19 protein-coding genes are annotated in these 25,851 nt (G+C 69.8%); 15 read left to right on the top strand and 4 right to left on the bottom strand.

Annotated features, from left to right (window positions below):
- Nucleotides 1–26: 26 nt before the first annotated feature.
- The 4 genes from metH to ACYUD3_RS29930 all read left to right on the top strand — a co-directional run bounded on the left by metH (nucleotide 27) and on the right by ACYUD3_RS29930 (nucleotide 7,965).
- Nucleotides 27–3,548, top strand: a complete 3,522-nt coding sequence (gene metH / locus ACYUD3_RS29945) for a methionine synthase (RefSeq protein ID WP_470976495.1) — start codon at nucleotides 27–29, stop codon at nucleotides 3,546–3,548.
- Between the two features lie 135 nt (nucleotides 3,549–3,683).
- Complete coding sequence (locus tag ACYUD3_RS29940; protein ID WP_470976492.1) at nucleotides 3,684–4,379, top strand: HAD family hydrolase; 696 nt, start codon at nucleotides 3,684–3,686, stop codon at nucleotides 4,377–4,379.
- A gap of 379 nt (nucleotides 4,380–4,758) precedes the next feature.
- Nucleotides 4,759–6,360, top strand: a complete 1,602-nt coding sequence (locus ACYUD3_RS29935; protein WP_470976489.1) for an ABC transporter substrate-binding protein — start codon at nucleotides 4,759–4,761, stop codon at nucleotides 6,358–6,360.
- A 27-nt stretch (nucleotides 6,361–6,387) separates the two neighbouring features.
- Nucleotides 6,388–7,965 carry an ABC transporter substrate-binding protein gene (locus tag ACYUD3_RS29930; RefSeq protein ID WP_470976486.1) on the top strand — a complete coding sequence of 526 codons (1,578 nt, stop codon included), beginning with the start codon at nucleotides 6,388–6,390 and terminating at the stop codon, nucleotides 7,963–7,965.
- A 474-nt stretch (nucleotides 7,966–8,439) separates the two neighbouring features.
- Here ACYUD3_RS29930 and ACYUD3_RS29925 read toward each other — a convergent pair whose 3' ends face one another.
- Together ACYUD3_RS29925 and ACYUD3_RS29920 are read right to left on the bottom strand one after the other, a co-directional pair.
- Nucleotides 8,440–9,114, bottom strand: a complete 675-nt coding sequence (locus ACYUD3_RS29925) for a response regulator (RefSeq protein WP_470976483.1) — start codon at nucleotides 9,112–9,114, stop codon at nucleotides 8,440–8,442.
- 674 nt (nucleotides 9,115–9,788) lie between these two features.
- Entirely contained in the window at nucleotides 9,789–10,568 is a 780-nt protein-coding gene (locus ACYUD3_RS29920) for a RecB family exonuclease (RefSeq protein WP_470976480.1), read from the bottom strand.
- Between ACYUD3_RS29920 and ACYUD3_RS29915 the strand changes: the two genes are divergently transcribed.
- The 4 genes from ACYUD3_RS29915 to ACYUD3_RS29900 all read left to right on the top strand — a co-directional run bounded on the left by ACYUD3_RS29915 (nucleotide 10,567) and on the right by ACYUD3_RS29900 (nucleotide 15,518).
- The gene (locus ACYUD3_RS29915; protein WP_470976478.1) at nucleotides 10,567–11,421 is read left to right on the top strand and encodes a hypothetical protein; all 855 of its coding nucleotides are present in this window, start codon (nucleotides 10,567–10,569) and stop codon (nucleotides 11,419–11,421) included. The genes ACYUD3_RS29920 and ACYUD3_RS29915 overlap by 2 nt on opposite strands.
- A gap of 703 nt (nucleotides 11,422–12,124) precedes the next feature.
- Complete coding sequence (locus tag ACYUD3_RS29910) at nucleotides 12,125–13,789, top strand: site-2 protease family protein (protein WP_470976475.1); 1,665 nt, start codon at nucleotides 12,125–12,127, stop codon at nucleotides 13,787–13,789.
- Between the two features lie 41 nt (nucleotides 13,790–13,830).
- Nucleotides 13,831–14,730 (top strand): tRNA (adenine-N1)-methyltransferase, encoded by a 900-nt coding sequence (locus ACYUD3_RS29905; protein WP_470976472.1) that lies wholly within the window; start codon nucleotides 13,831–13,833, stop codon nucleotides 14,728–14,730.
- Nucleotides 14,731–14,951: 221 nt separating this feature from the next.
- Nucleotides 14,952–15,518, top strand: coding sequence for a hypothetical protein (locus ACYUD3_RS29900; RefSeq protein WP_470976469.1), 567 nt, complete (start codon nucleotides 14,952–14,954; stop codon nucleotides 15,516–15,518).
- Nucleotides 15,519–15,576: 58 nt separating this feature from the next.
- Here the strand turns inward: ACYUD3_RS29900 and ACYUD3_RS29895 are convergent, their stop codons facing one another.
- Nucleotides 15,577–15,882, bottom strand: a complete 306-nt coding sequence (locus tag ACYUD3_RS29895; RefSeq protein WP_470976465.1) for a ferredoxin — start codon at nucleotides 15,880–15,882, stop codon at nucleotides 15,577–15,579.
- A gap of 252 nt (nucleotides 15,883–16,134) precedes the next feature.
- Between ACYUD3_RS29895 and arc the strand changes: the two genes are divergently transcribed.
- From arc to prcA, 5 genes are all read left to right on the top strand, one after another.
- On the top strand, nucleotides 16,135–17,901 hold the full coding sequence (gene arc / locus ACYUD3_RS29890; protein WP_470976462.1) for a proteasome ATPase: 1,767 nt from the start codon (nucleotides 16,135–16,137) through the stop codon (nucleotides 17,899–17,901).
- Between the two features lie 247 nt (nucleotides 17,902–18,148).
- Complete coding sequence (gene dop, locus ACYUD3_RS29885) at nucleotides 18,149–19,660, top strand: depupylase/deamidase Dop (protein WP_470976460.1); 1,512 nt, start codon at nucleotides 18,149–18,151, stop codon at nucleotides 19,658–19,660.
- A gap of 190 nt (nucleotides 19,661–19,850) precedes the next feature.
- The gene (locus tag ACYUD3_RS29880; RefSeq protein ID WP_470976457.1) at nucleotides 19,851–20,069 is read left to right on the top strand and encodes a ubiquitin-like protein Pup; all 219 of its coding nucleotides are present in this window, start codon (nucleotides 19,851–19,853) and stop codon (nucleotides 20,067–20,069) included.
- Nucleotides 20,070–20,271: 202 nt separating this feature from the next.
- Nucleotides 20,272–21,117, top strand: coding sequence for a proteasome subunit beta (gene prcB, locus ACYUD3_RS29875; protein ID WP_470976454.1), 846 nt, complete (start codon nucleotides 20,272–20,274; stop codon nucleotides 21,115–21,117).
- A gap of 56 nt (nucleotides 21,118–21,173) precedes the next feature.
- Nucleotides 21,174–21,917, top strand: a complete 744-nt coding sequence (prcA, locus tag ACYUD3_RS29870; RefSeq protein ID WP_470976451.1) for a proteasome subunit alpha — start codon at nucleotides 21,174–21,176, stop codon at nucleotides 21,915–21,917.
- Nucleotides 21,918–21,986: 69 nt separating this feature from the next.
- Here prcA and ACYUD3_RS29865 read toward each other — a convergent pair whose 3' ends face one another.
- Complete coding sequence (locus ACYUD3_RS29865) at nucleotides 21,987–23,006, bottom strand: LacI family DNA-binding transcriptional regulator (RefSeq protein WP_470976449.1); 1,020 nt, start codon at nucleotides 23,004–23,006, stop codon at nucleotides 21,987–21,989.
- Nucleotides 23,007–23,141: 135 nt separating this feature from the next.
- Here ACYUD3_RS29865 and ACYUD3_RS29860 point away from each other — a divergent pair, with 135 nt between their 5' ends.
- Both ACYUD3_RS29860 and pafA read left to right on the top strand, forming a co-directional pair.
- On the top strand, nucleotides 23,142–24,410 hold the full coding sequence (locus tag ACYUD3_RS29860) for an MFS transporter (RefSeq protein WP_470976446.1): 1,269 nt from the start codon (nucleotides 23,142–23,144) through the stop codon (nucleotides 24,408–24,410).
- Nucleotides 24,411–24,419: 9 nt separating this feature from the next.
- Nucleotides 24,420–25,781: a Pup--protein ligase gene (gene pafA, locus ACYUD3_RS29855; RefSeq protein ID WP_470976443.1), complete on the top strand. Its 1,362-nt coding sequence runs from the start codon at nucleotides 24,420–24,422 to the stop codon at nucleotides 25,779–25,781.
- The last annotated feature ends 70 nt before the right edge of the window (nucleotides 25,782–25,851 follow it).

The following is a 25,851-nucleotide window of genomic DNA, read 5'->3' as shown; positions in this document are numbered from 1 at the left end:
GCCGTCGCACCCGAGGGAGCCCTTACATGGCCTCTGTGCCGCCGACCCCTTCCGCCGACAGCCGGACCCGTGTGTCCGCGCTCAGAGAGGCGCTCGCCACCCGCGTGGTGGTCGCAGACGGCGCCATGGGCACCATGCTCCAGGCCCAGGACCCCACCATGGAGGACTTCCAGGACCTCGAAGGCTGCAACGAGATCCTCAACGTCACCCGCCCGGACATCGTCCGCTCCGTCCACGAGGCCTACTTCGACGCCGGCGTCGACTGCGTCGAGACCAACACCTTCGGCGCCAACTTCGCCGCCCTCGCCGAGTACGACATCCCCGAGCGCGTCCACGAGCTGTCCGAGTCCGGCGCCCGTATCGCCCGCGAGACCGCCGACGCCTACACCGCGCGCGACGGCCGCGGCCGATGGGTCCTCGGCTCCATCGGCCCCGGTACAAAACTGCCGACCCTCGGTCACGTCGGCTACACCACCATCCGCGACGCCTTCCAGCGCAACGCCGAGGGCCTCATCGAGGGCGGCGCCGACGCCCTCATCGTCGAGACCACCCAGGACCTGCTCCAGACCAAGGCCGCCGTCATCGGCGCCCAGCGCGCCCGCGCGTCGGCCGGGATCGACGTACCGATCATCGTCTCCGTCACCGTCGAGACCACCGGCACCATGCTGCTCGGCTCCGAGATCGGGGCCGCGCTCACCGCGCTGGAGCCGCTCGGCATCGACATGATCGGCATGAACTGCGCCACCGGGCCCGCCGAGATGAGCGAGCACCTGCGCTATCTCGCCCGCAACGCGCGCATCCCCCTGTCGTGCATGCCGAACGCCGGTCTCCCCGTCCTCGGCAAGGACGGCGCCAGCTACCCCCTCACCCCCGCCGAACTCGCCGACGCCCACGAGAACTTCGTCCGCGACTACGGCCTCAGCCTCATCGGCGGCTGCTGCGGCACCACCCCCGAACACCTGCGCCAGCTCGTCCAGCGCGTCCAGGGCGTCACCCCCACCGAGCGGCAGCCGCGCCCCGAGCCCGGCGCCGCCTCGCTCTACCAGCCCGTGCCGTTCCGCCAGGACACCTCCTACCTCGCCATCGGCGAACGCACCAACGCCAACGGTTCGAAGAAGTTCCGCGAGGCCATGCTGGAGGCCCGCTGGGACGACTGCGTGGAGATCGCCCGCGAGCAGATCCGCGAAGGCGCCCACATGCTGGACCTCTGCGTGGACTACGTCGGCCGCGACGGCGTCGCCGACATGGAGGAACTCGCAGGCCGCCTCGCCACCGCCTCCACCCTGCCGATCGTCCTGGACTCCACCGAGGTCGACGTCATCCAGGCGGGACTTGAGAAGCTCGGCGGGCGCGCGGTCATCAACTCCGTCAACTACGAGGACGGCGACGGCCCCGAGTCCCGCTTCGCCAAGGTCAGCGCGCTGGCCCGGGAACACGGCGCCGCCCTCATCGCCCTCACCATCGACGAAGAGGGCCAGGCCCGCACCCCGGAGAAGAAGGTCGAGATCGCCCAGCGGCTGATCACCGACCTCACCGCCAACTGGGGCATCCTCGAGTCCGACATCCTCATCGACACCCTGACCTTCACCATCTGCACCGGCCAGGAGGAGTCCCGCGGCGACGGCATCGCCACCATCGAGGCCATCCGCGAGCTGAAGCGCCGCCACCCGGACGTCCAGACCACCCTCGGCCTGTCCAACATCTCCTTCGGCCTCAACCCCGCCGCCCGCATCCTCCTGAACTCCGTCTTCCTCGACGAGTGCGTCAAGGCCGGCCTGGACTCCGCCATCGTCCACGCCAGCAAGATCCTCCCCATCGCCCGCTTCACCGAGGAAGAGGTGCGGACCGCCCTCGACCTCATCCACGACAAGCGCGCCGAGGGCTACGACCCGCTCCAGAAGCTGATGGCCCTCTTCGAGGGCGCCACCGCCAAGTCCCTCAAGGCCGGCAAGGCCGAGGAACTCGCCGCGCTGCCCCTGGAGGAACGCCTCAAGCGGCGCATCATCGACGGCGAGAAGAACGGCCTCGAAGCCGACCTCGACGAAGCCCTCCAGACCCGCCCCGCCCTCGACATCGTCAACGACACCCTCCTCGACGGCATGAAGGTCGTCGGCGAGCTCTTCGGCTCAGGCCAGATGCAGCTGCCGTTCGTCCTCCAGTCCGCCGAGGTCATGAAGACCGCGGTCGCCCATCTCGAACCGCACATGGAGAAGTCGGACAGCGAGGGCAAGGGCACCATCGTCCTCGCCACCGTCCGCGGTGACGTCCACGACATCGGCAAGAACCTCGTCGACATCATCCTGTCCAACAACGGCTACAACGTCGTCAACCTCGGCATCAAGCAGCCCGTCTCCGCGATCCTCGAAGCCGCCGAGGAACACAAGGCCGACGTCATCGGCATGTCAGGACTCCTCGTGAAATCCACCGTGATCATGAAGGAGAACCTGGAGGAGCTCAACAGCCGCGGCCTCGCCGCCAGTTACCCCGTCATCCTCGGCGGCGCCGCCCTCACCCGCGCCTACGTCGAACAGGACCTCCACGAGATCTACCAGGGCGAGGTCCGCTACGCCCGCGACGCCTTCGAGGGACTGCGCCTCATGGACGCCCTCATCGGCGTCAAGCGCGGCGTCCCCGGCGCCGCCCTCCCCGAGCTGAAACAGCGCCGGGTCCGCCCCGCCGGCGCCGCCGCCGCGGTGGCCGAGGAGCGCCCCGAGGAAGGGCACGTACGCTCCGACGTCGCCACCGACAACCCCGTACCCGCGCCGCCCTTCCAGGGCACCCGCATCATCAAGGGCATCCCGCTCAAGGACTACGCCAGCTGGCTCGACGAAGGCGCCCTCTTCAAGGGCCAGTGGGGCCTCAAGCAGGCCCGCGCCGGCGACGGACCCACCTACGAGGAGCTCGTCGAGAACGAGGGCCGGCCCCGGCTGCGCGGCCTCATCGACCGGCTCCAGACCGACAACCTCCTCGAAGCCGCCGTCGTCTACGGCTACTTCCCCTGCGTCTCCAAGGACGACGACCTCATCGTCCTCGACGACCAGGGCAACGAGCGCACCCGCTTCACCTTCCCCCGCCAGCGCCGGGGCCGCCGCCTGTGCCTCGCCGACTTCTTCCGGCCCGAGGAGTCCGGCGAGACCGACGTCGTCGGCTTCCAGGTCGTCACCGTCGGCAACCGCATCGGCGAGGAGACCGCCAAGCTCTTCGAGGCCAACGCCTACCGCGACTACCTCGAACTGCACGGCCTCTCCGTCCAGTTGGCCGAGGCCCTCGCCGAGTACTGGCACGCCCGCGTCCGCGCCGAACTCGGCTTCGCCGCCGAGGACCCCGCCGACATCACCGACATGTTCGACCTCAAGTACCGCGGCGCCCGCTTCTCCCTCGGCTACGGTGCCTGCCCCAACCTCGAGGACCGCGCCAAGATCGCCGAACTCCTCCAGCCCGAACGCATCGGCGTCCACCTTTCCGAGGAGTTCCAGCTCCACCCCGAGCAGTCCACCGACGCCATCGTCATCCACCACCCCGAGGCCAAGTACTTCAACGCGCGATAAAAAACGCGCGCCGACCGCCCGAGTCGTACACTGGTCGGTCCACCGCAGGCCGGTCGCCTCTCCGCGTGAACGCGGAGTCGTGACCGGCCTGCTCGTCCCTCACGGCCGGCACGAAGGCCAGCAAGGAGGCAGTGGATGACCAGTACGGTCCCCGCGCCCGCAACCCGCACCGCCGAAGGCTCCGCCCTCCAGGCCGTCCTCCTCGACATGGACGGCACCCTGGTGGACACCGAGGGCTTCTGGTGGGACGTCGAGGTGGAGATCTTCAAGAAGCTCGGCCACACCCTGGACGACTCCTGGCGGCACATCGTCGTCGGCGGCCCCATGACCCGCAGCGCCGGCTTCCTCATCGAGGCCACCGGCGCCGACATCACCCTCGCCGAGCTGAGCGTCCTGCTCAACGACGGTTTCGAGGAGCGCATCGGCCAGAGCCTGCCGCTCATGCCCGGCGCTGCCCGCCTGCTCGCCGAACTCGCCGCCCACGACATCCCCACCGCCCTCGTCTCCGCCTCCCACCGGCGCATCATCGACCGCGTCCTCACCTCCCTCGGCCCCCAGCACTTCCGCCTCACCGTCGCCGGCGACGAGGTCCCGCGCACCAAGCCGCACCCCGACCCCTACCTCGCCGCCGCCGCCGGACTCGGCGCCGATCCGGCCAGATGCGCCGTCATCGAGGACACCGCCACCGGAGTCGCCGCCGCCGAGGCCGCCGGCTGCCAGGTCGTCGCCGTCCCCTCCACCACCCCCATCGCCCCCGCCGCGCGCCGCACGGTCGTGTCCTCCCTGGAACACGTCGACCTGACATTTCTGCGCGCCCTCATGACCGGCTGACAGAAAAACCCCACATCAGCCCGGAAATTCACAGCGACCCCCGGCCGTGAATTCCCGATCATGAGCCGGCGGCCGAATTCCGCCCCCACCAGGAATGTGACGTTCCCCACTTCCTGGCGGGCCCCGGCGCGCCCCCATGCCCCACCGGACACGGCCCCACCCCGCCTTTGTGTCCCGATTGATGGAACACCGCACCAAACATTCCGAGCCCGATTCTCCACTCCGTCCGCAAACGGCTCCACAGGGTGAGCGGCATTCCCTTCCCGAACCCGCGAACAGACTTGCGAACGCGCACTAATCTCGACGCTTGAACCCACCGGTAACGCGTTACCCGAGACCGAGGCGAGCGAGCCGCGCACAGCCCAGGAGAAGCCCGCGCATGAACCGCAGGACACCGGCGATCCCCGCCCTCGCCGCACTCCTGGCCCCCATGCTCGCGGCCTGCGGCGGCAGCGGCGACCCACAGGCGGACACCCCCGTCCGCGTCGGCACCACCGACCGCGTCACCGCCACCCAGGACGCCCCCGCCCCCCTCGACCCCGCCTACGCCTACGACGCCGGCAGCTGGAACATCCTGCGCCAGACCCTCCAGACCCTCATGGCCCAGCCCAAGGGCGACGGCGACCTCGTCCCCGAAGCGGCCAAGTCCTGCGGATTCACCGACACCGGCAGCGAGCGCTACGCCTGCACCCTGCGCGAAGGCCTCACCTTCGCCGACGGCACCCCCGTCACCGCCGAAGCCGTCAAGTTCTCCGTCGACCGCGCCCTCGCGCTCAAGGCCGACTCCGGCGTCGCGGCGCTGCTCAACACCATCGACACCGTCGAGACCCAGGGCACCGACCAGGTCGTCTTCCACCTCAGGACCGCCGACGCCACCTTCCCCTACAAGCTGTCCACCCCGGTCGCCGGCATCGTCAACCCCGCCGACTACCGCGCCGACACCTTCCGCGAAGGCTTCGCCGTCGACGGCTCCGGCCCCTACATCCTCAAGGCCGAGACCGACGGCGACCGGATCACCAGAGCCGTCCTCACCAAGAACCCCCGCTACACCGGCACCTTCAAGGTCGCGAGCGACCGCGTCGACCTCGTCACCTACGACGACGCGGACGCCATGGACACCGCCCTGACGAAGGGCGACCTCGACGTCATGACCCGCACCATGACACCCCGCCAGATCGACAAGTACGCCGCCGCCCCCGCCGGGAACGGCATCGACCTCGTCGACCTCTCCGGCCTGGAGATCCGCTACCTCGTCTTCGACACCACCGCACCCCCCGTCGACAACAAAGCCGTCCGCCAGGCGATCGCCCAGCTCGTCGACCGCGAAGCCCTCGTCGCCGCCGTCTACGGCAGCCAGGCAGACCCCCTCTACTCGCTCGTCCCCAACAGCGTCGCCAACCACTCCAACGCCTTCTTCAACCGCTACGGCGACCCCGACCCGGTCAAAGCGAGAACGCTCCTCGATCAGGCGAAAGTTCCCGTCCCGGTGAAACTCACCCTGAACTACACCACCGACCACTACGGCCCTGCCACCAAGCAGGAGTTCACCGAGCTCCAGAGACAGCTGAACGCGAGCGGCCTGTTCGAGGTCACCCTCCAGGGCGCCCCCTGGGACACCTACGTCCCGGCCGCCCGCAAAGGCACCTACGCCGCCTACGGCATGGGCTGGTTCCCCGACTTCCCCGACCCCGACAACTTCCTCGCCCCCTTCCTGGACCGGGACAACTTCCTGGGCTCCCCCTACGTCAACCCCGAGATCACCGACACCCTGATCCCCCAGTCCCGCCGTGCCGCCGACCGCAAGGCCGCCGCGAAACCCCTGAACACCATCCAGACCCTGCTCGCCGAGGACGTCCCCGTCCTCCCCCTCTGGCAGGGCAAACAGTACGTCGCGGCCCACGACGACATCACCGGCACCGCGTACGCCCTCAACTCCTCGGCCACCCTGCGCCTGTGGGAGCTGGGCAGAGGCGCCCACTGACCCCAAACGACGACAAGGCACGCACACGTGAACAAGCGCACCCAGTGGCCGGTCCTGCCGATCGTGGCAGGCCTCGCCTCCGGACTGTTGACCGGCTGCGGCTCGGAGAGCGGCAGCTCCGGAAGCAGCGGCTCCTCGGTGGTCATGGGGATGTCCGACGACGTCCTCGCCACCGACCCCGCCTCGGGCTACGACCCCGGCTCCTGGCTGCTGTTCAACAACGTCTTCCAGTCCCTCCTCGCCTTCCCCAAGGGCGGCACCGACCCCGAACCGGACGCCGCCAAAGAGTGCACCTTCACCGACACCGCCACCCAGGTCTACGAGTGCACCCTCAAAGACGGCCTGAGATTCAGCAACGGCGACTCCCTCACCTCGGAAGACGTCAAGTTCTCCCTCGACCGCACGCTGAAGATCAACGACGAGAACGGCCCCGCGATCATGTTCCCCATGCTGGACAGGATCGAGACCCCCGACAAACACACCGTCGTCTTCCGCCTCAAGGTCCCCGACGCCACCTTCCCCAGCAAACTCGCCTCCGGCGCCGGCGCCATCGTCGACCACAAGCAATATGACGGAAACGCCCTGCGCAAAGACGGCAAAGCGGTCGGCTCGGGCCCCTACAAACTCGACTCCTTCAGCGACGGACAAGCCGTTTTCTCCGCCAACGAGAACTACAAGGGCAACGTCAAGCGCAAGAACTCCGGCGTCACCCTCAAGTTCTTCCACGGCGACCAGGCCGCCCTCAAAAAAGCCCTCCTCGACGGCAAAATAGACATCGCCTACCGGGGCCTCACCGCCGCCGACATCACCGACGTCCAGCACAACGCCAGCAAAGAAGTCGAAGTCGTCGAAGGCAGCAGCGCCGAGGTCCAGCACCTCGTCTTCAACATGGACGACCCCGTCGCCGGCAAACTCCCCGTCCGCCAGGCCATCGCGTACCTCATCGACCGCGACGCGCTCATCAAGGACGTCTACCAGGGCACCGCCGACCCCCTCTACTCGATCATCCCGGCCGGTATCACCGGCCACAACACCGCCTTCTTCGACCGCTACGGCGCCCGCCCCTCCAAGACCAAAGCCGAGGCGGCCCTGCGCGAGGGCGGCATCACCGACAAGGTCAAACTGACTCTCTGGTCCACGCCGTCCCGCTACGGCCCCGCGACCGACCAGGAGCTGAAGACGATCGCCGCCCAGCTGAACGCGAGCGGCCTCTTCGACGCCGACGTCAGATCCGTCGCCTACGACCAGTACGAGAAGGACATCGCGGCCGGCAAATACGGCGTCTACGTCAAGGGCTGGGTCCCCGACTACCCCGACGCCGACAACTTCACCGCCCCCTTCTTCGGCACCGGGAACGTCCTCGGCAACAACTACGCCAACGAGACGATCACCGGCAGCCTCATCCCGCGCACCGCGGCCCAGACCAACCGCGGCAACACCGACCGCGACTACGGCGAACTCCAGGACATCGTCGCCGCCCAACTCCCCATCCTGCCGGTCTGGCAGGCGAAGCAGTATGCGGTGACCCGGGAGAACGTCTATGGCCTCGAGTACTGCTTGGACGCGTCGACGGTCTTCCGTTTTTGGGAACTGAGCAAGGGCTGATAGGGGACGGGGGGGGAAGGGTGCCTCCTTGGGTGGGGGCGCCCTGAGTCTGTGCGGGGGCCGGGTGGTGGGCCGGGGGCCCTGTACGGGGGCTGGGCGGCCGAGGGGCTGTGCGGGGCTGGGGCGGTGAGTTGAGGGCTTGTACGGGGGCTGGGGTGGTGGGCCGGGGGCCTGTACGGGAGGTGGGCGGTGAGCTGGTGGCCTGTACGGGAGGTGGGCGGTGAGCCGGGGCTTGTACGGGAGGTGGGCGGCCGGGCGTGAGCCGAGATGAGGGTGAGGCGGCCGCGAACCCCGGACCACCGCTGCCGCCCTCGGCCGGACTGCGGGCCACCGCCTCCCGTCGGGCTGCGGGCCGCCGCCCCCGGGGCCGGATTGTGGGCTGTTGCCTCCGCCGGACTGCTGCTGCCGCCCCCCCCCGGGCCGGACTGTGGGCTGCCGCCCCCGGCCAGACTGCTGCCGCCGCCTCCCGCAGGGTTACTGCTGCGCCCCCGGCCGCACCAGGCCGCTCTCGTACGCGTACACCGCCGCCTGTACCCGGTCCCGCAGCCCCAGCTTCGTCAGGACGTGGCCCACGTGGGTCTTCACGGTCGTCTCGCTGACGAACAGGTCGGCCGCGATCTCCGCGTTCGACAGGCCCCGGGCGACCAGCTTCAGGACCTCCACCTCACGGTCGGTGAGGGTGTGCAGGGTGTCGGGCATCGGGTCGTCGCCGGACGGCAGATGCGTGGCGTACTTGTCGAGCAGCCGGCGCGTGATGCTCGGCGCCAGCATCGCCTCGCCCGCGGCCACCACCCGGATCGCCTGCACCAGCTCGTTCGCCGGCGCGTCCTTCAGCAGGAACCCGCTGGCCCCCGCGCGCAGCGCCTCCACGACGTACTCGTCCAGGTCGAACGTCGTCAGCACCAGCACCTTCGCCGGACCGTCCCGCTCCGGACCCGTGATCTGCCGGGTCGCCTCCACCCCGTCCATCCGGGGCATCCGGATGTCCATCAGCACCACATCGGGCTGCAACGCCCGCACCTGGTCCAGCGCCTGGAGGCCGTCCCCGGCCTCGCCGACGACAGCGATGTCCTGCTCGGCCTCCAGAATCATCCGGAACCCGGTACGCAGCAGGGGCTGGTCGTCGACCAGTAGGACACGGATGGCCACGGTGAGTCTCCTTAGCTAGCCCGGCCCCATTCTGCCTTGCGCGAGCAGGGGGGACTCGCCCGGCTCCGGGCTGCGCCGGAGTGGGGGGCTCGCGTGACTCTGGGCTGCGCCGGCGGGGGGACTTACCTGGCCTCTGCTCTGTGCTGGCGGGGGGACGAGCGACTGTGCCCTGTGCCGGTACGGGGGACTCGCCCCGGCTATACCTTGCGCTGGATGGGGGACTCGTTCGGTGCTGCCCTGCATCGGGGGCTTGCTGGGCTGCGGGTTGTGCCGGTGCTGGAGACGCCTGGCTCTGCCTTGTGCTGGGGTAGGGGACTTGCTCGGTGCTGCTCCGTACCGGGGGCTTGCCCGGCTCCGGGCTGTGCCGGCGCTGGAGACTTGCCCGGCTCACCTTGCGTCAGCGCTGGAGATGCCTGGTTCTGCCTTGCGCTGGCCTCGGAGATACGCCCGGCTCCACTCCGCGCCGGCATCAGGGACTTGCCCGGTTCTACTCCGCGCCGGCATCGGGGACTTGCCCGGTTCGATTCTGCGCCGGTACTGAGGACCCGTCCGGCGCTGCTCTGTGCCGGTACGGGGACCCGCCTGGTTCTGCCCCGCGCCGGCACCGGAGATGCGTCGGCTCTACTCTGTGTCGGCACCGGAGACTCCCCCGGCCTCGGGGCGTCGGCCGGGGATCAGCTCGGTACGTCAGCCGGGCGTACCGGCAGTGGGTACGGCGGGGGAGTGCCTCCGAACTCCGGGCAGTGCGCTTGGTGATCGCACCAACCGCACAGCTTCGTCGGCCGGGGCCGCCAGTCCCCCGTCTCCGTCGCCAGCCGGATCGCCTCCCACAGCGCGAGCAGCTTGCGTTCGACGCGTTCGAGGTCGGCCGGTACGGGGTCGTACGTCCGGACCTCGCCGCTGCCCAGATACACCAGCTGCAACCGGCGCGGTACGACCTTCTTCAGCCGCCACACCACCAGCGCGTAGAACTTCATCTGGAACAGGGCGCCCTCCGCGTACTCCGGCCGCGGGGCCTTCCCTGTCTTGTAGTCGACGATCCGCACCTCGCCCGTGGGCGCCACGTCCACCCGGTCGATGATCCCGCGCAGCGTCAGCCCCGACTCCAGCTCGGCCTCCACGAACAGCTCCCGCTCGGCCGGCTCCAGCCGCGTCGGATCCTCCAGCGTGAACCACCGCTCGACCAGCCGCTCGGCCTCTCCCAGCCACGCCGCCAGCCGCTCCCCGTCCGGATCGTCGGCGAACAGCTCCCCGACCTCCGGCCGGCTCTCCCGCAGCCGCTCCCACTGCCCCGGCACCAGCCCCTTGGCCCGCGGCACGGTCCGCTCCCCGGCGGGCGCGTCAAACAGCCGCTCCAGCACGGAATGCACCAACGTCCCCCGAGTAGCCGCCGCACTCGGCTTCTCCGGCAACCGATCAATGACCCGGAACCGATAGAGCAAGGGGCACTGCATGAAGTCCCCGGCTCGGGAGGGGGAGAGGGAGGTGGGGGAGGAGGGGGAGCGGGTGGGGGAGGGGACGGGGGCACTGCTGGGGGCGCCAGGGACGTTGGGGCTGCTGGGGTTGTCAGGGCCACCAGAGCCAACGGGACTGACGGAGCTTGCGGGGTCGCCGGAGTTGCCGGGGTTGCTGGAGCTGGCGGAGCCGTCGGAGCTGCTGGGGTTGCTAGGGGCAGCGGGGCCACCGGAGCCGCCAACTCTGGCGGAGTTGCTGGGGCTGGCAGGGCCACCAGGGCCAGCGGAGCTTTCGGGGCTGCCGGAGCTTTTGGAGCCGCTGGAGTTGACGGGGCTGTCGGAGCTGGCGAGGCTGTCGGAGTTGCCAGGGACGGCGGGGGCACCGGAGCTGCCAGCCCTGGCGGAGTCGTTGGGGTTGTCAGGACCACCAGGACTACCAGGGCCGCCGGAGGCGTCGGGGCAGGTGGAACTTTCGGGGTCACCGGAGTCGCCGGGGCTGCTGGAGCCGTCGGAGCCGTCGGATTTTTCGGACCCGCTGAAGCTGCCGGGGTCGTCGGAACTGGCGGGGCTGCTGGAGTCGTTGGAGCTGCCGGAGCTGCCGGAGCTGCCGGAGCTGCCGGAGCTGCCGGAGTCGTCGGAGCAGCTGGGGTCGTCGCTCTTGCCGAAGCCCTTGCCCTCGGCGGAGCCGGAAGCGGAAGAGGTCTCGTTGGAGTCGGTCGCGGGGCTGGAGTCGGCTTCGGCGGCGAGGTCAGCCGTGGCGTGGGCGGAAGCGTCGGCGTCGTTCGCAGCAGATCCGTCGGCCGAGGCAGAGCCGTCTGCGTCGATCGCAGCGCTGGAGTCGCCCCCGGCGTGAGCGTCGGCGTCGGTCGCGGCAGACCCGTCGGTCGCGGCAGACCCGTCGGCGTCGGTCCCGGCAGAGCCGTCCGTCACGGCGCCCGGCGTATCCGTCTCGCCCACCCCCACCCCACCCGGCACACACTCCCGCGCACGCCCGCCACCGGACCCCCGCACCACACCCTCGCTGCTGCTCTCCATGCCCCAGACCATACGGCCCGCCACTGACAGTGACCCACTCCCGGCCCCAGCCCCGCGACGGGCGGGCGAACACAGGGGGTGCCGGGGCGGAACGCGTCCCGGCGGCCGCATACCATCGGTCAAAGACCCTTCCGCCCGGCTGGAGCGGGAGACGCTTCGATCGAGGGGACACCGTGGTGGAAAGCGGCGGGAGCGGGAGGCCACGGCCGGACGACGAACAGCCGGCCGACCCCTCCACCAACCCTGCGCCCCAGCCCGCCCCCGAGCCCGGCAAACCGAAAACCTCGGCAGCCCAGCCGGACGCCCCTGTGCCCCAGCCGGAACAGCCAGAAGCCCCGGTGACTCAGCCGACGTCTCCGGCAGCCCAGCCCGAAGCGTCGGCGACCCAGCCCGAATTCCCGGCAGCCCAGCCAGAAGCCCCAGCAGTTCAGCCCGAGGCGTCGGTACCCCAGCCCGAACCCCCGGCAGCCCAGTCGGCAGCCTCGGCAGGCCAGCCGGAAATCTCGGCAGGCCAGCCAGGGGTGCCGGCAGCTCAGCCGGATGCGTCGGTGACTCAGCCGACAGCCTCGGCAGCCCAGCCCGAGCCCCCTGTGACCCGCCCAGAGCCCCCAGCCTCCCCGGCAGCCGCGGAACCGGCCGGCACGGAGAAGAAGGCAACCGGCGAGGGAGCGCAGCAGCCTCAACCCGCGCAGACCCCTCAGCCTGCACAGACCTCCCAGCCCGCGCAGCCCCCCCAGTTCGCGAAAGCTCCCGAGCCCGCGCCGCAGACCTCCCAGCCTGCGAAGGCTTCCCAGCCCTCCCAGCCCGCGCAGCCCCCCCACCTCGCGAAAGCCCCCGAGCCCGCGCCGCAGACCCCTCAGCGCACGCAGCCCCCCGCCCCCGCGAAGGCACCCCAGCTCACGAAAACCCCCGACACCCCCGAGCCATCCGCCTCCGCCCCCACCCACGACCTCCACCCCGGCCACGCACACGCCCACACCGACCCCGGCGACCCCCCCGGCAACGGCAAACCCCGCCCGCAAAAACCCCCCACCGAACCCCGCGGCGGCATCCTCATGGGACGCCCCTTCGGAGTCCCCGTCTACGTCGCCCCCAGCTGGTTCCTCGTCGCCGCGCTCATCACCTGGGTGTTCGGCGGCCAACTCGACCGAGTCCTGCCCGAACTGGGGTTCGCCCGGTATCTCGTGGCGCTGTTCTTCGCCGTCGCCTTCTACGCGTCCGTACTGGTCCACGAACTCGCCCACACGGTCGCCGCACTCCGCTTCAAACTCCCCGTCCGCCGCATCCAGCTCCAATTCTTCGGCGGCGTCTCCGAGATCGAGAAAGAAGCCGAGACCCCGGGCCGCGAATTCGTGCTCGCGTTCGTCGGCCCGCTGCTCTCCCTGGTCCTCGCCGGACTCTTCTACCTCGCGATGCAGCCCGTGGACCCCGGCACGGTCCCCGGCGTCCTCCTCGCGGGCCTGATGATCTCCAACCTGATCGTCGCCATCTTCAACCTCCTGCCCGGCCTCCCCCTCGACGGCGGACGCATGCTCCGCGCGGTCGTCTGGAAGATCACCGGAAAGCCGATGAGCGGTACGATCGCCGCCGCCTGGGTCGGCCGCGCCCTGGCCGTCTCCGTCCTCATCGGACTGCCCCTGCTCACCCAGTCCGGCGCCCTCGGCACGACCGCGGAAGACAGCGTCGGCATGGACACCGTCACCGACGCCCTCCTGGCCGCGATCCTCGCCGCGATCATCTGGACCGGCGCGGGGAACAGCCTGCGCATGGCCCGGCTGCGCGAACACCTCCCGGAGTTGCGCGCCCGCAACCTGACCCGCCGCGCGGTGCCCGTCGAGAACGACACCCCGCTGTCCGAGGCCCTGCGCCGCGCCAACGCCGCCGGCGCCCGCGCCCTGGTCGTCGTCGACGCCCACGGGGAACCGCTCTCCCTGGTCCGCGAGGCAGCTATCGTCGGCATCCCCGAGCACCGCCGCCCCTGGGTCGCCGTCAGCGGTCTCGCCCAGGACCTCACCGACGGTATGCGCGTCTCCGCCGAACTCGCGGGCGAAGACCTCCTCGACGCCCTGCGCGCCGCCCCGGCCACCGAGTACCTGGTCGTCGAGGACACCGGCGAGATCTACGGCGTCCTGTCCGCCGCCGACGTCGAGCGCGCCTTCGTGAAGGCCATGGCCCGCCCCAGCTGACCGTGGTCGGGCGGCCCCCGAAACGCCGGTAGGCTGGTCACATGTCCGAACCGACCGGTGCCGCCCGCAGGCGCGGGCCCTTCAAGGTCGGGGACCAGGTTCAGCTGACCGACCCCAAGGGCCGCCACTACACGTTCACGCTCGAGGCCGGGAAGAACTTCCACACCCACAAGGGTTCCTTCCCGCACGACGAACTGATCGGCGCACCCGAGGGCAGCGTTGTCCGCACCACCGGGAACGTCGCCTACCTCGCGCTGCGCCCCCTGCTCCCCGACTACGTCCTTTCCATGCCCCGCGGGGCAGCCGTCGTCTACCCCAAGGACGCGGGGCAGATCCTCTCCTTCGCGGACATCTTCCCCGGCGCCCGCGTCGTCGAGGCCGGCGTCGGCTCCGGGTCGCTCAGCAGCTTCCTGCTGCGCGCCGTCGGCGACCAGGGCATGCTGCACTCCTACGAGCGCCGCGAGGACTTCGCCGACATCGCCCGGCAGAACGTGGAGCGCTACTTCGGCGGCCCGCACCCCGCCTGGCAGCTCACCGTCGGTGACCTCCAGGACAACCTGTCCGACACCGACGTCGACCGCGTCATCCTCGACATGCTCGCGCCCTGGGAGTGCCTCGACGCCGTCTCCAAGGCGCTCGTCCCCGGCGGCATCCTCTGCGCCTACGTCGCCACCACCACCCAGCTCGCCCGGACCGTCGAGTCGATCCGCGAGATCGGCTGCTTCAACGAGCCGACGGCCTGGGAGACGATGATCCGCAACTGGCACATCGAGGGGCTCGCCGTCCGTCCGGATCACCGGATGATCGGCCACACCGGGTTCCTGCTCACCGCCCGCCGCCTGGCCGACGGGGTGGAGCCGCCCATGCGCCGGCGCCGTCCGGCCAAGGGCGCGTACGGCGAGGACTACACGGGCCCCAACGCCGACGCCGGCGAACGCTGACCCTGGCGGCCCTGTGCCGCGTACAACGACACCACGCCGTGGCGAAGTTCCCGCAGATCCCCAGGGAACTCCGCCACGGCATCGTCGTATTGACACCCTGTACGACCGCGCACCCCGGCGTTCCGCCGCTCCTCCTCATGTGGCACGATGCTGGGCACTCCCCCCTCCGCAGCCGGCCCCGCCCCTTTTTCGGCACAGCCCTCACAGGAGACGCGCTCAACGTGCAGCACCCCGTCGTCCCGGAACTGGCCCACACGCACACCCGGCCGATCCACTGGGTCGCGACCGCCACCGCTCTCGCCGGTGTCGTCGCCCTCTCCTCGGTTCTCCAGCCCGGCCCCGCGACCGCCGCACAGCCCACCTCCGCCGACTCCAGACCCGCTGTCGCCCCCTCGGTCGCCGGAGTGCGCTTCCCTCTCGACTGCGGGCCCGTCAAGGCGCTCGTCGTGCGGCAGGCCGGCGGGGATCTCGACGGGGACGGGCGGCCCGAGACCGTCGCGGTGGTGCACTGCGACGCCCCTATGGGGACCCCGCCCGACTCCGTCTATGTGCTGACCCAAGGGGCGAAGGACGCGGCGCCCCGGGTGGTCGCCACCCTCGTCGGGCCCAAGGACCGCAACACCGTCACCGCGCTGAGCGTCACCGACGGCGCGGTCCGCGCGGGCCTCCTCGGGTACTCCACCGCCGACGTCCCCAGCTGCTGCCCCGACGTCAAGAGCGACGTCCAATGGCGCTGGAAGGGGAACGCGTTCATCCGCTCGACACCTGCGGGAACCCGCACCGTCTGAAACCGGCCAACCCGGGCGGCGGGAAAACCGGCAAACGGTCACAGAGGGTCAGGTGCGGTCACTCCGCGTCCGGTCCGTACACCTCGACGCTGTCCGAAACCCGCCGCACATGAATGCACTCACCCGGACACTCCCGCACCGAATCCACCACATCGGTCAGCAGCGGCAACGGCACCACCGTCGTCGCCCCCGGCGCCACCAACAACTCGTCCCCGGCGTCCTTCACATACGCCAGACCGTCGATGTCCAGCTCGAACACCTCGGGCGCGTACTGCGCGCAGATCCCGTCACCCGTGCAGAGAGCCTGGTCGATCCAGACCTCCAGCACCTCGCCGCCGACAGCGGCCTCCGGACCCGTACTCATCTTCTCCGCCGTCCCTGCCGTTTAACGCACACCCCTACGGGAACCATGCAGGCCCTGACGGGTGTTGAACACTTCGACCCTACCTGGGCCCGCTTCCGCACCCCCTCCGCTGGGTATTCCCCTGGCGTGAGGGAGAGCGCAAGGGTGAAGATCGGACACACCCCGACCGTCTTTGTGATCTAGGGGTTTCAATCGACACCCACCCAGGTAGGGTCTGGAAGCGTCCAGCTCCCCTTGGAGGAGGTGAGGACCGTGGCAGCCCACGACGACGACATGAACCGCGGCATCCGCCCGGGACGAGGGTCCGACGACCCGGCCGGGCAGATCGCTTATCTTGAGCAGGAGATCGCCGTCCTGCGCCGCAAGCTCGCCGACTCTCCGCGGCACACGAGGATTCTCGAAGAGCGGATCGTCGAGCTACAGACCAACCTGGCCGGCGTGTCCGCCCAGAACGAGCGACTCGCCGGCACACTCCGCGAGGCCCGCGACCAGATCGTGGCCCTCAAGGAAGAGGTCGACCGGCTCGCCCAGCCCCCGGCCGGCTTCGGAGTCTTCCTCCAGGCCACCGAGGACGGCACCGCCGACATCTTCACCGGAGGCCGCAAACTCCGCGTGAACGTCAGCCCGGGCGTCGACCTCGACGACCTCAGGCGCGGCCAGGAAGTGATGCTCAACGAAGCGCTCAACGTGGTCGAAGCCATGGAGTACGAGCGCGTCGGAGACATCGTCACCCTCAAAGAGATCCTCGAGGACGGCGAACGCGCCCTCGTCACCGGGCACACCGACGAGGAACGGGTCGTCAGGCTCGCCGAACCGCTGCTGGACATCACGATCCGCCCCGGCGACGCCCTGCTCCTCGAACCCCGCTCCGGCTACGTCTACGAGGTCGTCCCCAAGAGCGAGGTCGAGGAACTCGTCCTCGAAGAGGTCCCGGACATCGGCTACGAGCAGATCGGCGGCCTCGGCAACCAGATCGAGGCCATCCGCGACGCGGTCGAACTCCCGTATCTCTACCCGGACCTGTTCAAAGAGCACGAACTGCGGCCCCCCAAGGGCGTGTTGCTCTACGGGCCCCCCGGATGCGGAAAGACCCTCATCGCCAAAGCCGTCGCCAACTCGCTGGCCAAAAAGGTCGCCGAGGTCACCGGACAGGCCCAGGGCAAGAGCTTCTTCCTCAACATCAAGGGCCCCGAACTCCTCAACAAATACGTCGGCGAGACCGAACGCCAGATCCGGCTCGTCTTCCAGCGGGCCCGCGAGAAGGCCAGCGAGGGAACCCCCGTCATCGTCTTCTTCGACGAGATGGAATCCCTCTTCCGCACCCGCGGCTCCGGGGTCAGCTCCGACGTCGAGAACACCATCGTCCCGCAGCTCCTCGCCGAGATCGACGGCGTCGAAGGGCTCCAGAACGTCGTCGTCATCGGCGCCTCCAACCGCGAGGACATGATCGACCCGGCCATCCTGCGCCCCGGCCGGCTCGACGTCAAAATCAAGATCGAACGCCCCGACGCCGAGGCCGCCAAGGACATCTTCGGCAAATACCTCACCGAACGGCTCCCGCTCCACCCGGACGACCTCGGTGAACACGGCGACAGCAAGACGGCCACCGTCGAAAGCATGATCCAGACCGCCGTCGAGCACATGTACGCCGAATCCGAAGAGAACCGCTTCCTCGAAGTCACCTACGCCAACGGAGACAAAGAAGTCCTCTACTTCAAGGACTTCAACTCCGGCGCCATGATCGAGAACATCGTCGGCCGCGCCAAGAAAATGGCCATCAAGGACTTCCTGGAAAAGAGCCAGAAGGGCCTGCGCGTCTCCCACCTCCTCCAGGCCTGCGTGGACGAGTTCAAGGAGAACGAGGACCTCCCCAACACCACCAACCCCGACGACTGGGCCCGTATCTCCGGAAAGAAGGGCGAACGGATCGTCTACATCCGTACCCTCATCACCGGAAAGCAGGGCGCGGACACCGGACGCTCCATCGACACCGTGGCCAACACCGGGCAGTACCTGTAGCGAAAACAGGGCGGCTGCGGGAGCCCACCCCGGGCACTCGCAGCCGCCCTGTTTTATACAGAAGATCCAGCCACGCCAGAAACAAGGCAATGACGCAAATGATCTCCCCGTCGGCAAGGCGGCGTTCTAGGCTCTTCCGTACCGCCGAGTCGCACAGTGCGGGCACGGGCACCGCACACGCACCGCACCATCAGCGGTACTTGAGCGACGCCCACCACCGAGGGCGCCGCCGGGCAAGGAGGGCCGCATGACCGTACGGCGAGTAATGGGCATCGAGACGGAGTACGGCATCTCCGTCCCCGGCCACCCCAACGCCAATGCCATGCTCACCTCGTCCCAGATCGTCAACGCCTACGCCGCGGCGATGCACCGGGCCCGCCGGGCCCGCTGGGACTTCGAAGAAGAGAACCCCCTGCGTGACGCCCGCGGCTTCGACCTCGCCCGTGAGGCCGCCGACGCCAGCCAGCTCACCGACGAGGACATCGGCCTCGCCAACGTCATCCTCACCAACGGCGCCCGCCTCTACGTCGACCACGCCCACCCCGAGTACAGCGCCCCCGAGGTCACCAACCCCCGCGACGCCGTCCTCTGGGACAAGGCCGGCGAGCGGATCATGGCCGAGGCGGCCGAACGCGCGGCCCAACTGCCCGGGGCCCAGCCGATCCACCTCTACAAGAACAACACCGACAACAAAGGCGCCTCCTACGGCACGCACGAGAACTACCTGATGAAGCGGGAGACCCCCTTCTCGGACATCGTGCGCCACCTGACCCCCTTCTTCGTCTCCCGCCAGGTCTTCACCGGCGCCGGCCGCGTAGGCATCGGCCAGGACGGCCACGAGCACGGCTTCCAGATCAGCCAGCGCGCCGACTACTTCGAGGTCGAGGTGGGCCTGGAGACGACCCTGAAGCGCCCGATCATCAACACCCGCGACGAACCGCACGCCGACGCCGAGAAGTACCGCCGCCTGCACGTCATCATCGGCGACGCCAACCTCTCCGAGATCTCCACCTACCTCAAACTCGGCACCACGGCCCTCGTCCTGTCCATGATCGAGGACAGCTTCATCGCCGTCGACCTCGCCGTCGACCAGCCCGTACGCACCCTCCACCAGATCTCCCACGACCCCACCCTCCAGCGCCTGATCACCCTGCGCAGCGGACGCACACTCACCGCCGTGCAACTCCAGATGGAGTACTACGAGCTCTCCCGCAAGTACATCGAGGAGCGCTACGGGGCCGACGCCGACGAGCAGACCAAGGACGTCCTCGCCCGCTGGGAGGACACCCTGACCCGGCTGGAGAACGACCCCATGAGCCTCGCCGGCGAGCTCGACTGGGTCGCCAAACGCGAACTCATGGAGGGCTACCGCCGCCGCGACGGACTCGACTGGGACGCCGCCAAACTCCACCTCCTCGACCTCCAGTACGCCGACGTACGCGCCGAGAAGGGCCTCTACAACCGCCTCGTCGCCCGCGGCCGGATCAAGCGGCTGCTGGACGAGACCGAGGTCGAACGCGCCGTGACCAAGCCCCCGGAGGACACCAGGGCCTACTTCCGGGGCCGCTGCCTGGAGCAGTACGCCGACGACGTCGCCGCCGCCAGCTGGGACTCGGTGATCTTCGACCTCCCCGGCCGCGACTCCCTCCAGCGCGTCCCAACCCTGGAACCACTACGCGGAACGCGAAATCACGTCAAGGAACTCCTGGACCGCTGCCGCACCGCCGAGGACCTGGTCAGGGTCCTCTCCGGCGGCTGAGCGCGGACCATTGCGGACACCCGGCGCGCGGGTGGAAGACCCCGCGTCCGGGAATCATCGAGGTGGCTCCCGCACGTTGTACCAACTGCGGAGCCGATGTCAGACCCGGCTTGTAGGGTCTGATCATCACCGATCGGCGGAAATGCCGGTCAGTGGACCATGTTCGGGCGAACTGAGCGGGGTGAGGGTTATGTCGACCAAGGACACCGGCGGCGGCCAGCAGAAGGCGACGCGGTCCAACGAAGAGGTCGAGGAGCAGGCGGAGGAGACCGCGGCCACCGGAGACCTCAAGGAGCGGCACGAGAAGCTGTCGGACGACGTCGATTCGGTCCTTGACGAGATCGACGATGTCCTTGAGGAAAACGCAGAGGACTTCGTTCGTGGATTCGTCCAGAAGGGCGGCCAGTAACCTTCGGATCGAAGGTGATGGTGGGGGAACTCTTTGGGTGAACGTGGAGAGGTGAAGCGTTGCTCGCGGTGCGCGAAGCACGGACCGCGAGCGGCCTTCGCCCGGCGTCACCGCGGCCTCAAAGCGCCCTCCGTTCATGTGGATCACTGTCACGGGACGGGTAGGGTCCGTGGCGTACCGAGCTTCAACCGGAAGGAAACGCGTGGAAGCCAACACTCGTAGCACCGGGCGTCTGCCGGCTGCCTTCCTGACCCCGGGGTCCTCGTCGTTCATGGACTTTCTCTCCGCGCACCAGCCGCAGATGCTGCCGGAAAGCCGTCAGTTCCCGGCCGGGCAGGGCGTGTTGGAGGCTCCGCACGGGACGACGATCGTGGCGGTGACGTTCGAGGGCGGGGTGATCCTCGCCGGTGACCGCCGCGCCACCATGGGCAACATGATCTCGCAGCGGGACATCGAGAAGGTGTTCCCGGCGGACGAGTACTCGGCGGTCGGGATCGCGGGTACGGCCGGTCTGGCCGTGGAGATGGTGAAGCTGTTCCAGCTGGAGCTGGAGCACTTCGAGAAGGTCGAGGGCGCCCAGCTGTCCCTGGAGGGCAAGGCGAACCGGTTGTCCACGATGATCCGGTCCAACCTCGGCATGGCGATGCAGGGCCTGGCCGTCATCCCGATGTTCGCGGGCTTCGACGTGGACCGCGCGAAGGGCCGCATCTTCTCCTACGACGTCACCGGAGGCCGCTCCGAGGAGCAGAACTTCGCGGCCATCGGCTCGGGTTCGGTCTTCGCCCGCGGCGCCCTGAAGAAGCTGTTCCGTGAAGGCCTCGGCGAGACGGACGCGGCCACGGTCGTGGTGCAGGCCCTCTACGACGCGGCCGAGGACGACTCGGCGACCGGCGGCCCGGACGTCGCGCGCCGGATCTACCCGATCGTCATGGTCATCACCGAGGACGGCATCCGGCGGCTGAGCGAGGCGGAGTCGGCCGACATCGCCCGTTCGATCCTGGAGCGGCGCCTCGAGCAGCCCGACGGTCCGCGGGCCGCGCTGCTGTAGCCGGCGCCCCCTTCTCTTTCCAGGTGACCGAGTAACTTTCACAGAGAGGAACGCCGGTGTCGACGCCGTTCTATGTCTCACCCCAGCAGGCGATGGCCGATCGCGCGGAGTACGCGCGCAAGGGCATCGCGCGCGGCCGGAGTCTGGTCGTGCTGCAATACGCCGACGGCATCGTGTTCGTCGGCGAGAACCCCTCACGCGCGCTGCACAAGTTCAGCGAGATCTATGACCGGATCGGTTTCGCGGCGGCCGGCAAATACAACGAGTACGAGAACCTGCGGATCGGCGGGGTGCGGTACGCGGACCTGCGCGGATACACCTACGACCGCGACGATGTGACGGCCCGCGGCCTGGCGAACGTGTACGCGCAGACCCTGGGGACGATCTTCTCGTCGGCGGCGGAGAAGCCGTACGAGGTGGAGCTGGTGGTCGCGGAGGTCGGCGAGACCCCCGAGGGCGACCAGATCTACCGGCTGCCGCACGACGGCTCGATCGTGGACGAGCACGGCTCGGTCGCGGTGGGCGGCAACGCCGAGCTGATCAGCAATTACCTGGACCAGCGGCATGAGGACGGGATGACGCTGTCGGCCGCGCTGCGGCTGGCCGTGCAGGCGCTGTCGCGCGAGTCGAACGGGCAGCAGCGGGAGATCCCGGCGGAGCGCCTCGAGGTCGCGGTGCTGGACCGTACCCGCCCGCAGCAGCGGAAGTTCAAGCGGATCGTGGGCCCGCAGCTGTCGCGCCTGCTGGAGGCGGAGGGCTCGGCGTCCGCCGAGGACGGGGACAGCTCCGACGACGAGTGAGCGAGCGGTTCCTCCCTGTACGTGCCCCGGCCGGGCCCCCGGTTGGGGCACGGGGCTTTTCCAGCGGCGTCAGGAGACCGGTGGGGGCGCCGTGGAGCCGCGTACGACGAGCTGGACCGGGATGTCCCCGGCGTCCGGGTCCCGGCCCTCCAGGACCGCCAGGAGCGCCTGCATGCCCCGCTCCCCGAAGAGTTCGGCGTCGAGCCGGACGGTGGTGAGTTCGGGGTCGATGGCGGTGGCCAGGGCGAGGTCGTCGAGGCCGGTGACGGAGACGTCGTCGGGGATGCGCAGGCCGAGCCGGCGGACGGCCTTGTAGGCGCCGGCGGCGAGTTTGTCGTCGTCGCACACGATCGCCGTGGGGCGGGGGCCCACGGGCCAGTTGAGGGCCTGGGTGGTGGCGTGCTGGGCGGCGTCGATGGCGATGTCGGCGTGCGCGGTGCGCAGGGTGGTGCCGGGGGCGGCGCGCAGGCGGGCGGTGAGGGCGTCGCCGCGGATGTCGAAGGTCCAGGAGGCGACGTCGGCCGCGAGGTGCAGGAAGTGGCGGTGGCCGAGGCCCAGGAGGTGTTCGGCGACCTGGCGGGCGCCGTCGGCGATGTCGAGGTTGACGGTGGTGGCGCCGTGGCTGCCGCGCGGGTCGCTGTCGAGCATGACCAGGGGGAGCTGGTCGCCGCGCAGCGCCGTGAGGGCGTCGGCGGCCATGGAGGAGGCGATGATGCCGTCGAGGGCGGCCTGGGCGCTGTGGAAGGGGTCGCGGGCCGGGCCGATGCCTTCGGGGGAGGGGTAGAGGACGACGCCGAAGCCGTGGGCGGCGGCGACGCGGGCGGCCCCGGTGTAGACGCCGGCGAAGAACTCCGTGGTGAGGGCCGGGACGACGAGGAGGACCGTGCGGGTGTGGCCGAGGCGGAGGTTGCGGGCGGCGAGGTTGGGCCGGTAGCCGAGGTCGCGGGCGGCCTGCCGTACGCGTTCGGCGGTGGTTTCGGCGACCCGGCCGCGCCATTTGTCGCCGAGGACGAGGGAGACGGCGGCCTGGGAGACGCCGGCGGCCTGGGCGACGTCGCGGCTGGTGGGGCGGGTGGTGTTGCGGGGCACCAGGTGCCCACCTCCCTTTTCTGGTCGTTCGCCTTCGGGTGCCTTCTCGCGGGCGCTCTCTGGACCGTTGGTCCGCGCTCATGGTACGTATGACCCTGGACGTTATACGTAACACTTGAGCCGTGGGAGGCGATCGTGGCCGGAGGCCTCGGGGGGTATCTGGAGGTCGTGCGGGCGCGGTACGCCGCTCGGCTGCTGGTGGGGACGCTGGTGGGGCGGCTGCCGTGCGCGACGGCGGCGATCACCCTCGTGCTGTTCACGCGCGCGCAGGGCGGGTCGTACAGCCTGGCCGGGGTGCTCGCGGCGGTCTACGGGGTCGCGAACGCGGTCGGGCAGCCGGTGCTGGGGCGGCTGGTGGATCTCTACGGGCAGCCCCGGGTGCAGCTGCCGGCGGCCGTGGTGTCGGCGCTCGCCATGGGGGCGTTCGCGTGGAACGGGATCGAGCCGCTGTGGCTCGCGTGCGTGGCCGTGGTGGCCGCCGGGGTGTTCACGCCGCCGCTGGAGGGCGGCCTGCGGGCGCTGTGGCCGTCGGTGCTGCGACGGGAGGAGCAGGTGCACACGGCGTACGCGATGGACGCCGTGGCGCAGGAGGTCATGTTCACGGTCGGGCCGCTGCTGGTGACCCTGTGCGTGTCGGTGTGGTCGGAGCGGGCGGCGCTGCTGGTGATCAACGCGGTCGGGGTCGTGGGGGCGCTGTCGGTGGTGGTGTCGCCGCCCTCGCGGGCCTGGCGGTCGGCGCCCCGGGAGGCGCACTGGCTGGGCGCGCTGCGCTCGCGCGGGCTGCTCGCGCTGCTCGGGGCGCTGGTGTTCGTGGGGGTGGCGCTGGGGTCGATCACGGTGGCGTCGGTGCCGTACGCGGACGCGCACGGCGGGGACGCGGTGTACGGGTGGCTGATGGCGGCGATCGGGCTGGGTGCGCTGGCCGGCGGGACGCTGTACGGGGCGCAGGTGTGGTCCGGTGACCCGGTGCGGCGGCTGCGGGTGATCGTCGCGTTGATGGCGGTGTGTTACCTGCCCCTGATGCTGCGTCCGGGCGCGGTGGGGATGGTGCTGCTGGCGGCGCTCGCGGGGCTGTTCCTGGCGCCGGCGCTGGCGTGCGCGTTCGTACTGGTCGATCACTACGCGCCGCGCGGCACGGTGACGGAGGCGTTCTCCTGGCTGGTCACGATGTTCACGGTGGGTCAGTCCCTGGGGACCGGGCTCGCGGGTCCGGTGGTGGAGGCGGGGGGCACGTTGTGGGGATTCGCGGTGTCGGGGTTCGCGGGTTTCTCCGCGTTGCTGGTTTTGCTGGCGACGAGGGGGGTAATGGCTGTGCCGGCCGCGGGCGGGGTGGTGGTGGGGTCGTCGGAAAATGATCCGAACCGTGCCGTCGAACCCCGTTTCAGTTCGGGGGATCGGGCGTAATGTTCAGTCATGGACCGCCGCATTTTCGGGCTGGAGAACGAGTACGGCGTCACGTGCACGTTCAGGGGACAGCGCCGCCTGTCTCCTGACGAGGTGGCGCGGTACCTCTTCCGCCGTGTCGTGTCATGGGGCCGCAGCAGCAATGTGTTTCTGCGCAATGGTGCCCGTCTGTATCTGGACGTGGGATCTCACCCGGAATACGCGACACCCGAATGTGACAACGTGATCGAGCTGGTCACCCACGACAAGGCCGGGGAGCGCATTCTCGAAGGCCTTCTGGTGGATGCCGAACGCCGCCTGCACGAGGAGGGAATCGCGGGCGACGTCTACCTCTTCAAGAACAACACGGACTCGGCGGGCAACTCTTATGGTTGCCATGAGAACTATCTGGTGGCGCGGCACGGGGAGTTCTCCCGGCTCGCCGACATTCTGATCCCTTTCCTGGTGACCCGTCAGCTCCTGTGCGGCGCGGGGAAGGTGCTCCAGACACCGCGGGGCGCCGTGTACTGCGTCTCGCAGCGGGCCGAGCACATCTGGGAGGGCGTGTCGTCGGCGACGACGCGTTCCCGGCCGATCATCAACACGCGGGACGAGCCGCACGCGGACGCCGAGCGCTACCGGCGGCTGCATGTGATCGTGGGCGACTCGAACATGTCCGAGACGACGATGCTGCTGAAGGTCGGCGCGACCGACCTGGTGCTGCGGATGATCGAGGCGGGCACGGTGATGCGGGATCTGACGCTGGAGAACCCGATCCGGGCGATCCGCGAGGTCAGCCATGACATCACGGGCCGCCGCAAGGTCCGCCTGGCCAGCGGCCGGGAGGCCTCGGCGCTGGAGGTGCAGCGGGAGTACTACGAGAAGGCCGTGGACTTCTGCGAGCGGCGCGGGATCCGCACAGGGACGGTCGAGCGGGTCCTGGAGCTGTGGGGCCGCACGCTCGACGCGATCGAGGCGGAGGACCTGGACCGGATCGGCACCGAGATCGACTGGGTGATGAAGTACCAGCTCATCGAGCGGTACCGGGCCAAGAACAACATGACGATGTCGCATCCGCGGGTGGCCCAGATCGACCTCGCGTACCACGACATCCACCGCCGGCGGGGGCTCTACTACCTGCTGGAGCGCAAGGGCCAGGCGGCGCGGATCTGCGACGACCTGAAGATCTTCGAGGGCAAGTCGGTGCCGCCGCAGACGACCAGGGCACGGCTGCGCGGCGACTTCATCCGGCGGGCGCAGGAACAGCGGCGGGACTTCACCGTGGACTGGGTGCACCTGAAGCTGAACGACCAGGCACAGCGGACGGTGCTGTGCAAGGACCCCTTCCGGTCGGTCGACGACCGGGTGGAGAAGCTGATCGCGGGGATGTGAGTCACGCTTATCGGTGAGTGTGACCGCTGAGCCGGAACGCAACACGGGCGCCGTACGTTTCCAGTGCGGC

The organism is Streptomyces sp. AMJ-169, assembly GCF_055597585.1.
Note: the sequence above shows the minus strand (reverse complement) of the source record. Positions and strands in the feature narration are given on the sequence as shown.

Excerpts from the sequence above, each read along its gene's own strand:
- metH (WP_470976495.1), top strand. The coding sequence starts at position 27 with ATGGCCTCTGTGCCGCCGACCCCTTCCGCCGACAGCCGGACCCGTGTG.
- ACYUD3_RS29940 (WP_470976492.1), top strand. The coding sequence starts at position 3,684 with ATGACCAGTACGGTCCCCGCGCCCGCAACCCGCACCGCCGAAGGCTCC.
- ACYUD3_RS29935 (WP_470976489.1), top strand. The coding sequence starts at position 4,759 with ATGAACCGCAGGACACCGGCGATCCCCGCCCTCGCCGCACTCCTGGCC.
- ACYUD3_RS29915 (WP_470976478.1), top strand. The coding sequence starts at position 10,567 with ATGAAGTCCCCGGCTCGGGAGGGGGAGAGGGAGGTGGGGGAGGAGGGG.
- ACYUD3_RS29920 (WP_470976480.1), bottom strand. The coding sequence starts at position 10,568 with ATGCAGTGCCCCTTGCTCTATCGGTTCCGGGTCATTGATCGGTTGCCG.
- ACYUD3_RS29905 (WP_470976472.1), top strand. The coding sequence starts at position 13,831 with ATGTCCGAACCGACCGGTGCCGCCCGCAGGCGCGGGCCCTTCAAGGTC.
- ACYUD3_RS29895 (WP_470976465.1), bottom strand. The coding sequence starts at position 15,882 with ATGAGTACGGGTCCGGAGGCCGCTGTCGGCGGCGAGGTGCTGGAGGTC.
- dop (WP_470976460.1), top strand. The coding sequence starts at position 18,149 with ATGACCGTACGGCGAGTAATGGGCATCGAGACGGAGTACGGCATCTCC.
- ACYUD3_RS29880 (WP_470976457.1), top strand. The coding sequence starts at position 19,851 with ATGTCGACCAAGGACACCGGCGGCGGCCAGCAGAAGGCGACGCGGTCC.
- pafA (WP_470976443.1), top strand. The coding sequence starts at position 24,420 with ATGGACCGCCGCATTTTCGGGCTGGAGAACGAGTACGGCGTCACGTGC.